This window comes from Mesorhizobium sp. AA23 (assembly GCF_001672435.1).
Lineage (GTDB): Bacteria > Pseudomonadota > Alphaproteobacteria > Rhizobiales > Rhizobiaceae > Mesorhizobium.
The window spans coordinates 169,402-183,082 of sequence record NZ_LYTP01000001.1; the positions used below are offsets into that span (position 1 = coordinate 169,402).

Below are 13,681 nucleotides of genomic sequence, written 5' to 3' on the forward strand. Positions count from 1 at the left end.
CTGTATTGAGCCGCATTTGCTAAGGGCACAGATATGCGGAAAGTTCTTCGGGCATCGCAGGTTCTGACGCTTGCAGACGGGCTTCACCTTGCCCGGTGTCACCCTGCCCCAGGGCCAGGACGAGGTTCATGCTTCCGACGGCACGACCTGCCGCTCGGCCGTTTCCGGTAGCGGCGCCTATCTGGACGTCGGCGTCATCCGCGGCAACAGCAACAGCCAGTCGAACAGCGACCTCGCCACTTACGGCCGCGTGGTGGTCCCGATCGGGCGGACGCCGAAGCGCGTCGATTGCGGCCGCCTCTACGAACTCGAGGTCGAGCGCCTGCAGCTTGAATTGAAGCTGCTCAAGATGGGTCTCGGCGCCGACGGCCAGACGGGAAGCGTGGCTGCTCCCAATCCCGCGACCACCTCCGCTGCCGCATCGACTGGATGGGCTAACGAAGGCTGGAGCATCAGCACGATCCTCAACCTGCTCGACTGCTATTCCGTCTCGGCACCGGCGCCGATTGCCTTCACGTCCGCGCCGAGCGGCGGCGACACCGACGTCACCTTCGCCACCGTCTTCCGCCTCGATGGCTCAGGCTCGGACATCCCGGGCAGTTCGCCGCAGCGGGTGACCAACGGCACTCACACCATCCAGGTCGATCTCACGGCCACGAAATCGCCGGGCATCTTCCCGGCCGGCAACTACCAGGGCACGGTGACGGTGCGCTGCGAATGATGCTGTGGGCCGGCGCGGCGCACAACCGGCTTGATCTGGCAATATACGGTCTTTGCGGCTAGCCTCCCGCGCAAGCAACTGCGTAAATGCAAGGACTTGCGGCATCGGCCTTCGATCGAAGGCTCGCCCGCTCGTGCAGGAGGCCTTTCTTGATCATCATCGTCGGCTCGATCAACCTCGACCTGATCGCCAATGTCGACCGTTTGCCTGAACCCGGCGAGACGGTCCGCGGCTCCGGCTTTGCCACCGCTCCCGGCGGCAAAGGCGCCAACCAGGCGCTGGCCGCGGCCCGCGCGGGCGCTGAGGTGCGCATGGTCGGCGCCGTCGGCAAGGACAGCTTTGCCGCCGAAGCGCTGGCGCTGCTGAAGGCCGGCGGTGTCGATCTTTCCGGCGTCGGCGAGAGCTTCGCCTCCACCGGCACAGCGCTCATCCTGGTCGGTGCCGACGGCGAGAATGTGATTGCCGTCGTGCCGGGCGCTAACGATTCTGTACTGCCCGGCGACATCGCGAAGGCGTATCTGAAGAAGGGCGATGTCGTGCTTTTGCAGCACGAGATCCCGCTGCCCACGGTCGAAGCGGCGCTCGATGCAACCCGCGCGGCGGGTGCCGTCAGCGTGCTCAACACCGCGCCTTTCCGCCCCGAGGCGGCGGGCTTTCTCGGCAAGGCCGACTACGCCGTCGCCAACGAGACCGAGTTCGACCTCTATGGCGAGGCGCTGGCGCTCACCGGCCACGACCGGGAGGCGCGGATGCGCGACTATGCTCAAAAGACAGGCCGCGCCATCGTCGTGACACTCGGCGGCGACGGCGTGCTGGCCGCCACTCCCGACCATTTCCTCACCGTCCCGGCACTGAAGATAACTCCGGTCGACACGGTCGGCGCCGGCGACACCTTTTGCGGCTATTTCGGCGCCGGCCTGTCGTCCGCCCTTTCGCTCGAACAGGCGCTCACGCGCGCCGCGGCGGCAGGCTCGCTCGCTTGCTTGAAGCCGGGTGCGCAGCCGGCGATTCCGCTGCCGAAGGATGTCGACGCGGCCTTGGCCGCGCGGTGACGGCGATTCGCCCGTCGACGAAACACGCCGTGCCGCCGGCAAGCGACATCTGTCGCTTGTCCGCCGTAGAACTTACCGACACGATCAGGCAGCGCCGTCTGTCGGCGCGCGAGGTCGTCAGCGCCTTTCTCGACCGCATCGATGCTGTGAACCCGCTGGTCAACGCCATCGTGTCGCTGCGCGAGCGCGCCGATATCCTGGCGGAAGCCGACAGGGCGGACGCCCATTTGGCACGGGGCGGCGCGGCCGGATCGCTGTTCGGCCTGCCGATCGCCATCAAGGACCTCGCCCTGACCAAGGGCTTAAGAACAACCTTCGGCTCGCCGATCTTCGCCGATTTCGTCCCGCAAGAGGACGATTTCTTCGTCGAGCGCCTGCGCAAGGCCGGCGCCATCATCATCGGCAAGACCAATGTTCCGGAATTCGGGCTGGGCTCCAACACCTACAATCCGGTCTTCGGTCCGACGCTCAATGCCTTCGATCCGACGCTCACCGCCGGCGGCTCGAGCGGCGGCGCTGCGGTGGCGCTGGCGCTCGACATGTTGCCGGTCGCCGACGGCAGCGATTTCGGCGGCTCGCTGCGCAATCCGGCGGCCTACAACAACGTCTATGGCTTCCGCCCCTCGCAAGGGCTGGTGCCGGCCGGCCCCGACATCGATGTCTTCCACGCCCAGATGGGCGTCGAAGGGCCGATGGGCCGGAATGTGCGCGACATCGCGCTGCTGCTCGATGAGCAGGCCGGCTATCATCCGCGGGCGCCATTGTCGCATGACAAGCAGGGCTCGTTTCTCGAAGGCCTGCGGGAGAAAGCCACCGGCGGCCGCATCGCCTGGCTCGGCGATTTCGGCGACCATCTGCCGATGGAGCCAGGCATTCTCGACCTGTGCGAGGCCGCCCTTGCCCGCTTCGCGGACGCCGCGTTCCACAGCGAAACGCTGGTGCCGGATGTCGATTTCGAGGCGCTCTGGCAGGCTTTTGTCACCTTGCGCCAGGCGAGCAGCGGCTGCGGACTGAAGGCGCATTATGACGATCCGGAAAAGCGCAGGCTGCTGAAGCCGGAGGCCATTTGGGAAGTTGAGCAGGCGATGCGCCTTACCGCGCCCCAGGTCCATGCCGCCTCGGTCCGGCGCACCTCATGGCACCGCACGCTGCTGTCGCTGTTCGAGCGCTTCGACCTCATCGTGCTACCGACCGCCCAGGTCTTCCCCTTCGAGGTCTCGACGCATTGGCCGCGCGAGATCGTCGGACGGCCGATGGACAGCTATCACCGCTGGATGCAGGTCTCCGCCTTTGCCACGCTCGGCGGTTGTCCGGCGCTCAACGTGCCGGTCGGCTTCGACGGCAAGGGCCGGCCGATGGGAATGCAGTTGATCGGCCAGCCGCGCGGCGACCTGGCGGTCCTCCAGGCCTGCGCCGCCTATGAGGCGACGCTGCCCTGGCCGGCGGGGGCTGCCTGACGGGCTCAACCGGCTGGCGCTTGCGCCCGCGTCAACTCCGTGCATTGATCGCGCTCCGCGCCTGTCGGCGCGATCCTGTTCGAGGGAAAACATGTCGCTGGAACTCTACGCCGCCTATGTCGTCGCCTGCATCGTCATCGTCCTGGTACCCGGGCCGACGGTCACGCTGATCATCGCCAACAGCATCCGCCATGGCTCGCGCGCCGGGCTTGCCAATGTCGCCGGCACCCAGGCGGGGCTCGCCATCATGATCGCCATCGTCGGCATCGGCCTCAACACGCTGATCGCCGGCATGGGTCACTGGTTCGAATGGGTGCGGCTGATCGGTGCGGCTTACCTCATCTGGATGGGTGTGCAGATGCTCCGCGCCAAGGGAGCCCTGAACCCCGATGGATCGGCCAAGAAACCGCGCGGCGGCTTCTTCCTGCAGGGTTTCCTGGTGGCGATTTCCAATCCGAAAACGCTTGTCTTCTTCGGCGCCTTCTTCCCGCAGTTCATCGCGCCACAGGGCAATTACACGCTGCAGATCGTGGTCACGGGCCTGACCGCGATGGTCTTCGCCGCCATGTCGGATTCGACCTACGCGCTTGCCGCCGGCCGCGCCGGGCGCATGCTCTCGGCCAGCCGCGTTAAGCTGATGTCGCGGATCAGCGGCAGCTTCCTGGTCGGCGGCGGGCTCTGGCTGGCGTTCTCCAAGGCGAAATGAGAGCGAATACTCTGGTCGCAATTATTTTTGACGCGTATTGAATTATTGTGCTTGGCAGCACACTTCAGGATGAACAAGTCAAACGTTTCCTTCCGGAATCGCTTGCTTATTTGGCAATATGAGTACAGCGACGCCGTGATCGGCGTCGCTTTCTTCTGCGCATTTGCGGCTATGAAATCCATCGCCATCGTTGAGCTTCAGGCCAATCCGGTCATCGCCACTCAACGCGTGATGGGCGTGGTCGAATACGTCAGGGTGAAGCCCATCAATCCGTACGGCACGATCGGCCACAATCTATACTACACCTACGATCTGCGCCTTGATGCCGACAACACACGGATATCTGTCGACGACGATGTGAGGCGACCCCATCTTGTCGGCTCCGTCCTTCCCATCGAGCGACAAGCACCACAAGCACGGCGCCGACATCTATCGGTTGCTCAACGGATGACGACGTGTGCTTGGTTGGCCGCTTTGACGGTCAGTTGAGCCGCCCCAGCCGCTCCACCAGCAGCGCGAAGAACGCATCGTGGTCGATATCGCGCATGACCATGGCGTTCTTCTCGCGCTTGGTGACGCCCCACCAGTCGATCACCGTCATGCCCATGGTCAGCTCGGAGCTGGTCTCCACGCTGACATTGCAGCGGCGACCCTTGAACAGCTCCGGCTTGATGAGATAGGCGATCACGCACGGATCGTGCAGCGGCCCGCCGTCGGTGCCGTATTTCTCCTCATCGAAGCGCTCGAAGAACTCCAGCATCTCGGCGGTTGCGGTGCCGACCTTGGTGCCGAGCTGGCGGAAGGCCTGGATGCGCTTGGCCGAGGTCAGTGCCTTGTGGGTGACGTCGAGCGGCATCATCACGATCGGAACGCCCGACTTGAACACCAAATCCGCCGCCTGCGGGTCGACGTAGATGTTGAATTCGGCGGCAGGCGTGACGTTGCCGCCCTCGAAAAAGCCGCCGCCCATCAGCACGATCTCCTTGAGACGCGGCGCGATCCGCGGCTCGCGGATCAGCGCCAGCGCGATGTTGGTGAGCGGCCCGAGTGGGCACAACGTGATCGTGCCCGCTTCCTCGCGCATCAGCGTCTCGACAATGAAATCGACCGCGTATTGCTCCTGCAGCGGCATGGTCGGCTCGGACAGCTGGGGTCCATTGAGGCCGGTCTTGCCATGCACGTCCTCGGCGGTGACCAGCTCGCGCGCCAGCGGGCGGATGGCGCCGGCATAGACCTTGACGTCGGGCCGGCCGCCGAGCTCGCAGATCTTGCGCGCATTCTTCTCCGTGAGCTTCAGCGGCACGTTGCCGGCAACGGCGGTAATGCCGACGACCTCCAGCTCGGCGCTGCCGAGCGCCAGCAATATGGCGACGGCATCGTCCTGGCCGGGATCCGTGTCGATAATGATCTTTCGTGACTGGGGCATTTCAATTCCTTTGGGGAGTCTTTTTGGGCGGGGTTTTGACGGCTTGAACTTGATCGCGCGGCGGACCATATCAAGACCATCGGGAAAAATGCCATCCGGGTTTTTCCGGTTTGTGTCGCTCTTAAGAGGACAGTGTAACAATGAGTCGAATGACGCCCTTCTCCAGCCCGCTTCTTCTGGGCTTCGACGCCATGGAAAAGACGCTCGAACGTCTGGCGAAGTCGGGCGACAGCTACCCTCCGTATAACATCGAGCGTCTGGGCGCCTCGGACGGCAAGGCGGAAAGGCTGCGCATCACGCTTGCCGTGGCGGGTTTCGCAGAGAACGACCTCGATGTCACCACCGAGGAAAACCAGCTGATCGTGCGCGGCCGTCAGACCGACGACACCGAGCGCGAGTTCCTCCACCGCGGCATCGCCGCACGCCAGTTCCAGCGCTGCTTCGTGCTGGCCGACGGCATGCGGGTGGTCGGCGCGGAATTGAAGAACGGCCTTTTGTCGATCGATCTCGACCGTCCGGAGGCCGAGCGGCTGGTACGGAAAATAAACATATCGGTGAAAGACTGATCTTTGCCGATGGCTCTAATGCGGGACGGCCGGAAGTGGCGTCCTTGCGCCAAGGAGGCTTGTAATGACCAGAATTGACGAAACCCTGACCATGACCAGCGGCGAATTCGCCCATCTCGGCGAAGGTTCGGTCGCATATCTGAGGAAAATATCGAGCGACGATTTGCGCGGCCGCTTCCCCGGCCTCGGCGAAATCGCGCCCGGGCTGGAACTGTGGGCGCTGTTTGCCGCCAACGGTCAGCCGATCCTGCTTTCCGATGCCCGTGACCGGGCCCTGGCGGGTGCGCTGGAGAACGACCTGACCACGGTCGCCATCCATTGACCCCAATCACTATTTGAATTTGGGGTCGTTGCCTGAATTGGAAAGGGCCGCTCCCGGCGGCCCCTCAAGGTTTTATCCCAAAAACCGGGTTTATCCAAAGACCAGCTTCACCCAAACTTCAGGCCGCGTGCGAGGCTTGAGTGTCCGACAGCAGCGCGTGGATCGCCACTGCGTCGCGCGTCCCCCTGATCTTGGCCACCGTATCGCCATCGCGCAGCACGCGCGCGATACGCGACAGCGCCTTAAGATGGTCGGCGCCGGCGCCTTCGGGCGCAAGCAGCAGAAACACCAGGTCGACCGGCTGGTCGTCGAGCGCCTCGAAATCGACCGGCGCCTCCAGCCGGGCGAACACGCCTGCGATCCGCTTGACCCCTGCGAGCTTGCCATGCGGAATGGCGATGCCGTTGCCGACGCCGGTGGAGCCCAGCCGCTCACGCTGCAGGATAGTGTCGAACACTTCCCGCTCCGGAATGCCTGAAATCGCCGCCGCCCTCTCCGACAGCAATTGCAGAAGCTGTTTTTTGGAATTCGCCTTCAACGCCGGCATGATAGCCGGGACGCTGATGAGATCGCTGAGATCCATGCCTGAAAAATCCCTTGCTCGCCTACCGCGCCGGTCGTCCCCCTCGCGCGGCCGGCTTTCTTATCCCTGCGCGACTTTGGTGGTCGACGGATCGATCCAGCCGATGTTTCCATCCGGCCGGCGGTAGACGATATTGACGTGGTCGTTTCCGGCGTTGCGGAAGACGAAAACCGGGCTGTCCTTGGTATCGAGTTCGATGACGGCAGACGCCACCGACATGGTGCGAAGCGTCACGGTCGATTCGGCGACGATGGCCGGAGCGAAGTTCTCCGGGATTTCCTCTTCGTCGTCGGCGAGCGGCTCCATCACGGCGTAGGCGATGTCGGTGGATTCGCCGTTGCCGTTGCTGGAATTGTGCGACTTCAGCCGGCGCTTGTAGCGCCTGAGCCGCGTTTCGAGGCGATCGGCGGCCGCCTCGAAGGCAAGCGTGGGATCCTGGGCGTCCCCGGTCGCCTGCAGCGAGGCGCCGGAATCGAGGCGGATCATGCAATCGGCCGAGAAGCGCGACCCTGCTTTGATGACCGTTACATGTCCTGAAAAACCCCGATCGAAATATTTTTCAATCGCTTCGTTGACACGATCGTTGATGCGCGTACGGAACGCATCGCCGATGTCCATGTGTTTTCCCGAAATGCGCAGATTCATCTGAAAACTGACCTTCCCTGCTCAGGCTTCAAACTGTCCCAAGTTTATACCCGTGGTGCGCGCGCACAAGCTTTGCGGCGGCACGCGCGCCGATTTTAGACCCGAACTTTCCGGTTGATCACAAGTCGCCTTCTGGCCGTCCGAGGCCTTCGCTTTGACGGAGCCATTCGCGAGGCGGGCATCACGGCCCGGCTCATGCGGGCGGGCTTCTAGACACTTCATTGCAGCTTGTCAATGAAACACGAAAACTGTGAAAAATCGCCATTCCTCAGCTCGGACCAAACTAGGTCAGGCCCGATGAATATCAACTGCCCTATCGCCCGGCGTTGGCCAGCGCCCGCTTCTCCCGGCGCCGCTGCACCGATGAAGGAATGTTCATGCCTTCCCGGTATTTGGCGACCGTGCGGCGGGCGATGTCGACGCCGCTTTCCCGCAGCATGTCGACGATAGCGTCGTCGGAAAGCACGTCGGCGGGCTTTTCCTCGTCGATCAGCTGCTTGATGCGGTCACGCACGGCTTCCGACGAATGCGCTTCGCCGCCTTCCGCCGAGGCGATCGAAGCGGTGAAGAAATAGCGCAGCTCGAACACGCCGCGAGGCGTCAGCATGTATTTGTTGGCAGTGACGCGGCTCACCGTCGATTCATGCATGCCGATCGCGTCGGCCACCGTGCGCAGGTTGAGCGGCTTGAGATGCCGCACGCCATGGACGAGGAACGCGTCCTGCTGGCGCACGATTTCCGAAGCCACTTTCAGGATCGTCTTCGCCCGCTGGTCGAGGCTGCGCGTCAGCCAGTTGGCGTTCTGCAGGCATTCGGCCAGAAACTCCTTTTCCGCCTGGTCCTTGGCATGGCCGGAAACCCGGGCGAAATAGACATGATCGACCAAAACTCGCGGCAGCGTGTCGGCGTTGAGCTCCACCGCCCAGCTGCCGTCGGCAGCGGCCCGCACCTCGACGTCGGCAACGATGGCGTCGCTCGCGCCGCCCGAAAACGCGGTGCCGGGACGCGGATCGAGCGCCCGGATCTCGGCCAGCATGTCGAGAAGGTCTTCCTCGTCGACGCCGCAGATGCGTTTCAGCGTCTGGAAATCCCGCCGCGCCAGGAGTTCGAGATTAGCCACCAGGGCCTTCATCGCCGGATCGAGCCGGTCGCGTGCGGCAAGCTGCAGCGACAGGCATTCGGCGAGGTCGCGGGCAAACAGGCCGGCCGGCTCGAAGGTCTGGCAGACCGCGAGCGCTCGCGCGACCGCTCCCATGTCCGCCCCCAGCCGCGCGGCAATCTCTTCCAGATCGGCGCGCAGATAGCCCGCTTCGTCGAGGCTGTCGGCAAGCTCGCCGGCAATCAGGCGCTCGGCGGGTTTGGAGAAGGCAAGCGCGATCTGTTCGCCGACATGCTCGCGCAGCGTCACGATGGTCGCGGCCATCTCGCCGACGTCGAAGCCTTCCGACGAAGCGCCGCCGGCGCTGCCCGCGGATGCCGACTTCCATTGGGCGGTGAGATCAGGTCCGAGCTTTTCGCTCGTGCCGGGATCGTCGGGAAACAGGTTCTCCAGCGAAGAGTCGAGCTTTTCCGAGATCGCCTCGGCGCTCCATTCCGTCTCGCTTTCGAACCAGTCGTCCCCGGCGGCGGGTTCTGAAGCGGTCTCGCTCTTCTGCGGCTGGTCGCCGCCCGCATCGTCCTGCGGCTCGGCCCGCTCCAAGAGCGGATTGCGCTCGATTTCCTCGTCGATGAAGCGCTCGAGCTCGACATGGGTGAGCTGCAGCAGCCGGATCGACTGCATCAGCTGGGGCGTCATCACCAGCGACTGGGACTGTCTGAGCTGCAGTTTGGCCGCCAGCGCCATGGTTGGATTCAAACGCCTCGTCTACGCATCGAGCTGCCGTTTTTCGGTCGGGCATAGAAACTGGCCCGGCTTTTGCTTGTCAAGGCAAACGCTAGCAGAGACGGCTTACCGGAGCGTTATTCGCGGGCAGAGCAGGCGTAAAGCCGGAAAATTCAGCGAGAAATTGCCGCGGAACCTGAATTTTCGCGTTTAGAGCGTAAAACCCTCGCCGAGATAGAGCCGCCGCACATCGGCGTTGGCGACGATCTCGTCGGCGCGGCCATGCGTCAGCACCTGGCCGGCATGGATGATATAGGCGCGGTCGATCAGGCCGAGCGTCTCGCGCACATTGTGGTCGGTGATCAGCACGCCGATGCCGCGCGCGGTCAGATGGCGGACGAGCTGCTGGATGTCGGCGACCGCGATCGGATCGATACCGGCGAAGGGCTCGTCGAGCAGCATATAGGCCGGCCGTGTGGCCAGCGCCCGCGCGATCTCGAGGCGGCGTCTTTCGCCGCCGGACAGCGACATCGACGGCGCCTTGCGCAGATGGCTGATGTGGAATTCCTCGAGCAGCTCGTCGAGCGTGCGCTCGCGTTCCTTGCGGCTCTTTTCCACCACTTCCAGAACGGCGCGAATGTTCTGCTCGACGTTGAGGCCCCGGAAGATCGACGCTTCCTGCGGCAGATAGCCGATGCCGAGGCGGGCGCGCCGGTACATCGGCATCGAGGTGACGTCGAAGCCGTCGATCTCGATCGTGCCTTCGTCCACCGGCACGAGACCGGTGACCATGTAGAAACAGGTGGTCTTGCCGGCGCCGTTGGGCCCAAGCAGTCCGACGGCCTCGCCGGCCCGCACGCCGAGCGTCACGCCGCTCACCACCTTGCGGCCCTTATAGCTCTTGGTCAGGCCCTTGGCGATCAGGGTGCCCTTGAACTTTGCCTTGTCGGCGCCGATCGTCGCCGGCGCAGACGCTTTTGCGGCCGTCCGCCCCGGGAGGCGGGCCAGCAGCGACGATACGCCGACCATTAGTTGCTCGACGCTCCCTGCTGGGCCGTGCCCTTTTGGGGCGAGCCCTGCTTCTGCGGCGTAATCGACATAATGACCCGACCGCCGGTGCCGCAGCCGTCGACATTGGCAAGGCCGCTTTTCATCTGAACGGTGAGCTTGCAGCCCTTGAGCACGTTGTCGCCCTGCGAGAGCACGACTTCGCTGCCGGAAAGAACGAGCACCTGGGTCTTCATGTCGAACGTGCCCTTGTCGCCGGTGGCGATCTGGTCGTTCGATTTAATATAGACTTTGTTCTCGACCACGAGGTGGTCGATATTGGCTGCCCCGGTCATCGCCGATGCGCCCGCCGCCGCGCCCTTGGGAGCGTTTGGATCCTTGACGTAATAGACCGTCATCTTGCCGGCCTTGAGCAGCGTCGGCCCCTGATTGACGGTGACGTTGCCGCTGAAGATAGCCGCGCTGTCGGCCTGGCGGACCTCGAGCTTGTCGCTTTCGATCTGGATCGGCTGGTCGCCTGACAATTTCAGGCCGGACATCTGGCTGGTGCCGCCGGATTGGGCAAGCGCCGGCGCCGCCCCGAGCAACATGAAGAGAGAGGCCGCCGCTGCAAGCCTTGCCGAACTACTGCGACGCATTCTGCTCTCCGCCCTTTGCCTCTGCCGCCTTCAGACTTGCCGCGTCGATGTTGACGCGCACCCGGTTCTCGAAGACCACGACCTTGCCGTTTTCTTCCACCGACATCGAGTCGGCGGTGATGCGCGATCCGCCGCGGCTGACATCGACCGGATTGTCGGTCTTCATAGAGCCTTTGCCCATGTCTAGGAAGACCGATTTGAACTTGGCTTCCATGCCGTCGCTCGTCGTCACCAGGACATCGCTTGTGAGGTCCATCGTGTTGGCGTCGCGGTCGTAGATGCCATGCGCGGCGTTGACCGCCACCACATTGTCGCTCGCGACGGGCAGCTTGGCATTGATGCCTTCGAGGTCGATGATACCCTGCTTGCCGACATCCTGTGTCGCCCTGGTCGCCGTCAGCGAATAAGGCAGTTTCTGCTTGGTGAAGCCGTTGAGCTTGGGGTTGGCCATCACCAGCTTGCCGTCCGAAAAGGCCGTGCCGTCGGCCTGCACCGAGATCGACACCGGCGCGGCGAGATAAGAATAGACCGGAAAGGCGATCGCAATTGCCGCCGCCAGCAGCGGCACGGCGAATTTCAACACGCGCACGCGGCGCGAATGCCGCTGCGCACGATCGAACGCATCGCCGCGCGTGCCGCTTTCGCCAGCGGCAGCCGATACCGTTTCGGCATCGCTCGTTTCGTCAGATCGCGCCAACATGACTGTTTTCTAATGAGCCCTTGCCCCGCCAAACACCGCCTATAGGTGGTATGCCGGTCCCCGCAAGCAAGCACAAGCGGAGGAAAACTGCAAAAATGTGACGGCTACTACCGTACGACTAGGACGAATCCGGCTGCACTGCCAGCTCTTCATAGCAGATAGGAACGGGCTGCGTTAATTTTTCGTGAGGTCGTCGTGACCGCCGCGTTGCGCCAAGACCTGTTAGGGCCAGGGCGTCAGGAAACGGTAGCCCCGCGCGGATGGTTGATTTAAAAGCGTCCTTTCCCACCGAATGTGAGGCTGACCATGGCAATGAGAGCCGACGACCTGATCGACCGCCGCCGCTTGCGCCGCAAGCTGACGTTCTGGCGCGTGACCGCGTTTGTGATTGTGGCGGCAGCGCTGATCGCGTTTTCGGCATGGATCTATGGTGACGATTTCACCGGTCAGGCGATCGACCACATCGCGAAGGTCAAGATTGAAGGCACCATCACCGAGGACGAGGAGCTGATCAAAAGACTGGAGACGATCCGCAAGTCCGCAACGGTGAAGGGCGTCATCCTGTCGATCGATTCGCCCGGAGGCACCACGGTCGGCGGCGAGTCGATCTATGAGGAAGTACGCAAACTCGCCGCCGACAAGCCGGTGGTGGCCGAGGTCGGCACGCTGGCCGCGTCCGCCGGCTATATGATCGCAAGCGCGGCCGACCACATCGTCGCCCGCAAGACCTCGATCGTCGGATCGATCGGCGTGCTGATCCAGTATCCCGACGTGAGCGGCCTGATGGACAAGCTCGGCATCAAGCTCGAGGAAGTGAAGTCCTCGCCGCTCAAGGCTGCGCCCTCGCCGTTCAAGCCGACCAATGACGACGAGCGCGCCATGGTGCGCAAGCTCATCCTCGACAGCTATGACTGGTTCGTCGGCATTGTCGCCGAACGGCGCAAGATGACCCGCGAGCAGGCGCAGGCGCTGGCCGACGGTTCGATCTTCACCGGCCGCCAGGCGCTCGCCAATCACTTGGTTGATGCCGTTGGCGGCGAACCCGAGGCGATCAACTGGCTGGCGACCAAAGGCGTCGACAGCAAGCTCAAGGTCGTCGAATGGAAGGATACGGAGGGGCACGGCCTCCTGTTTTCGAGAAGCATGACCAAAGCCGTCGCCAACGCGCTCGGCCTGCCGGATGCCGGCGGCGACATCATTCACGAGCTTGGCGCCGACCGCTTGTTCCTTGACGGTCTCGTTTCGGTCTGGCACCCTTGACAACCATTGGGACGAGCCAAATAAAGCAATAAAATCATCCTGATATTTGACCGCAGTGGTTTACGGGGAACGTTCATGATCAAGTCCGAGCTTGTGCAGATCATTGCCGCGCGCAACCCCCATCTTTTCCTCCGCGACGTTGAAAACATCGTCGGCGCGATCTTTGACGAGATCACCGACGCGCTCGCCGAAGGCAACAGGGTCGAGTTGCGCGGTTTCGGTGCCTTTTCGGTGAAAAACCGTCCTGCCCGCACCGGCCGCAACCCCCGCACCGGCGAATCCGTCGAGGTCGAGGAGAAGTGGGTGCCGTTCTTCAAGACCGGCAAGGAGTTGCGCGAAAGGCTGAACGGCGGCAAATAGGCGCCGCGCCGGCAGGTCGGAAACGACGTTTCGGCGTTTAAGCCACCTCCAGGAGATTTGATGTTCAATCGCGTCATGCTCGTCGTGGTCTTCGTGCCGCTGGCCGTCATCCTGATCGCGCTTGCCGTCGCCAATCGCGGCCTCGTCGCCTTCACGCTCGACCCGTTCCACCCTGGCAATCCGGCGCTGACGCTGAATTTGCCGCTCTTCATCTTGCTGTTCCTGGCTTTGGCCATCGGCATGATCGTCGGTAGCATGGCGACCTGGGTGAAGCAGGGCCGCTACCGCAAGCTCGCGCGCCAGCGCGGGCTGGAGGCCGAGAACTTGCGCCAGGCAGTGAGCCGCGCACCCGCTGCGCGGAAAGGACCGGCGCTGCCCAAGCCGACGAACTAAACAGCGCCTTACGGAGCTTTCC

Annotated in this window: 17 protein-coding genes; 10 read left to right on the forward strand and 7 right to left on the reverse strand. The window is 63.5% G+C overall.

Annotated features, from left to right (window positions below; translation table 11 throughout):
• Positions 1-70: 70 nt before the first annotated feature.
• The 5 genes from A9K66_RS30005 (at position 71) to A9K66_RS00790 (ending at position 4,425) form a co-directional block, all read left to right on the forward strand.
• The gene (locus A9K66_RS30005) at positions 71-721 is read left to right on the forward strand and encodes a hypothetical protein (protein WP_156750991.1); all 651 of its coding nucleotides are present in this window, start codon (positions 71-73) and stop codon (positions 719-721) included.
• A gap of 149 nt (positions 722-870) precedes the next feature.
• Complete coding sequence (locus tag A9K66_RS00775) at positions 871-1,773, forward strand: ribokinase (RefSeq protein WP_067004028.1); 903 nt, start codon at positions 871-873, stop codon at positions 1,771-1,773.
• Entirely contained in the window at positions 1,770-3,230 is a 1,461-nt protein-coding gene (locus A9K66_RS00780; RefSeq protein ID WP_067318867.1) for an amidase, read from the forward strand. The genes A9K66_RS00775 and A9K66_RS00780 overlap by 4 nt, the downstream gene beginning before the upstream one ends.
• 91 nt (positions 3,231-3,321) lie before the next feature.
• Complete coding sequence (locus A9K66_RS00785; RefSeq protein WP_067318869.1) at positions 3,322-3,936, forward strand: LysE family translocator; 615 nt, start codon at positions 3,322-3,324, stop codon at positions 3,934-3,936.
• 69 nt (positions 3,937-4,005) lie between these two features.
• The gene (locus A9K66_RS00790; RefSeq protein WP_067318871.1) at positions 4,006-4,425 is read left to right on the forward strand and encodes a hypothetical protein; all 420 of its coding nucleotides are present in this window, start codon (positions 4,006-4,008) and stop codon (positions 4,423-4,425) included.
• On the opposite strand, the gene A9K66_RS00795 is transcribed toward A9K66_RS00790, so the two are convergent.
• Positions 4,418-5,362 carry a nucleoside hydrolase gene (locus tag A9K66_RS00795; RefSeq protein WP_067318873.1) on the reverse strand — a complete coding sequence of 315 codons (945 nt, stop codon included), beginning with the start codon at positions 5,360-5,362 and terminating at the stop codon, positions 4,418-4,420. The two genes, A9K66_RS00790 and A9K66_RS00795, sit on opposite strands and share 8 nt — an antisense overlap.
• Positions 5,363-5,502: 140 nt before the next feature.
• Between A9K66_RS00795 and A9K66_RS00800 the strand changes: the two genes are divergently transcribed.
• On the forward strand, positions 5,503-5,928 hold the full coding sequence (locus tag A9K66_RS00800; protein WP_067004038.1) for an Hsp20 family protein: 426 nt from the start codon (positions 5,503-5,505) through the stop codon (positions 5,926-5,928).
• 64 nt (positions 5,929-5,992) lie between these two features.
• On the forward strand, positions 5,993-6,250 hold the full coding sequence (locus A9K66_RS00805; protein WP_067318876.1) for a DUF1150 family protein: 258 nt from the start codon (positions 5,993-5,995) through the stop codon (positions 6,248-6,250).
• 118 nt (positions 6,251-6,368) lie between these two features.
• Here A9K66_RS00805 and ptsN read toward each other — a convergent pair whose 3' ends face one another.
• From ptsN to lptC, 6 genes are all read right to left on the reverse strand, one after another.
• A complete protein-coding gene (ptsN, locus tag A9K66_RS00810) occupies positions 6,369-6,833 on the reverse strand; it encodes a PTS IIA-like nitrogen regulatory protein PtsN (protein WP_067004043.1) in 465 nt (154 codons plus the stop codon).
• Between the two features lie 60 nt (positions 6,834-6,893).
• Positions 6,894-7,478 carry a ribosome-associated translation inhibitor RaiA gene (gene raiA / locus A9K66_RS00815; protein ID WP_067004045.1) on the reverse strand — a complete coding sequence of 195 codons (585 nt, stop codon included), beginning with the start codon at positions 7,476-7,478 and terminating at the stop codon, positions 6,894-6,896.
• A 313-nt stretch (positions 7,479-7,791) separates the two neighbouring features.
• Positions 7,792-9,321 carry an RNA polymerase factor sigma-54 gene (rpoN, locus tag A9K66_RS00820; RefSeq protein ID WP_067318878.1) on the reverse strand — a complete coding sequence of 510 codons (1,530 nt, stop codon included), beginning with the start codon at positions 9,319-9,321 and terminating at the stop codon, positions 7,792-7,794.
• Between the two features lie 189 nt (positions 9,322-9,510).
• Positions 9,511-10,329, reverse strand: coding sequence for an LPS export ABC transporter ATP-binding protein (gene lptB / locus A9K66_RS00825; protein WP_067318880.1), 819 nt, complete (start codon positions 10,327-10,329; stop codon positions 9,511-9,513).
• Positions 10,329-10,946, reverse strand: coding sequence for an LptA/OstA family protein (locus A9K66_RS00830; protein WP_067318882.1), 618 nt, complete (start codon positions 10,944-10,946; stop codon positions 10,329-10,331). The genes lptB and A9K66_RS00830 overlap by 1 nt, the downstream gene beginning before the upstream one ends.
• The gene (gene lptC / locus A9K66_RS00835; protein ID WP_067004053.1) at positions 10,933-11,646 is read right to left on the reverse strand and encodes an LPS export ABC transporter periplasmic protein LptC; all 714 of its coding nucleotides are present in this window, start codon (positions 11,644-11,646) and stop codon (positions 10,933-10,935) included. The genes A9K66_RS00830 and lptC overlap by 14 nt, the downstream gene beginning before the upstream one ends.
• A gap of 306 nt (positions 11,647-11,952) precedes the next feature.
• Here lptC and sppA point away from each other — a divergent pair, with 306 nt between their 5' ends.
• From sppA to A9K66_RS00850, 3 genes are all read left to right on the forward strand, one after another.
• A complete protein-coding gene (sppA, locus tag A9K66_RS00840; protein WP_067318883.1) occupies positions 11,953-12,906 on the forward strand; it encodes a signal peptide peptidase SppA in 954 nt (317 codons plus the stop codon).
• A 75-nt stretch (positions 12,907-12,981) separates the two neighbouring features.
• On the forward strand, positions 12,982-13,266 hold the full coding sequence (locus A9K66_RS00845; protein ID WP_027165368.1) for an integration host factor subunit beta: 285 nt from the start codon (positions 12,982-12,984) through the stop codon (positions 13,264-13,266).
• Positions 13,267-13,326: 60 nt separating this feature from the next.
• Positions 13,327-13,659 (forward strand): DUF1049 domain-containing protein, encoded by a 333-nt coding sequence (locus tag A9K66_RS00850; RefSeq protein ID WP_067318885.1) that lies wholly within the window; start codon positions 13,327-13,329, stop codon positions 13,657-13,659.
• Positions 13,660-13,681 lie beyond the last annotated feature (22 nt).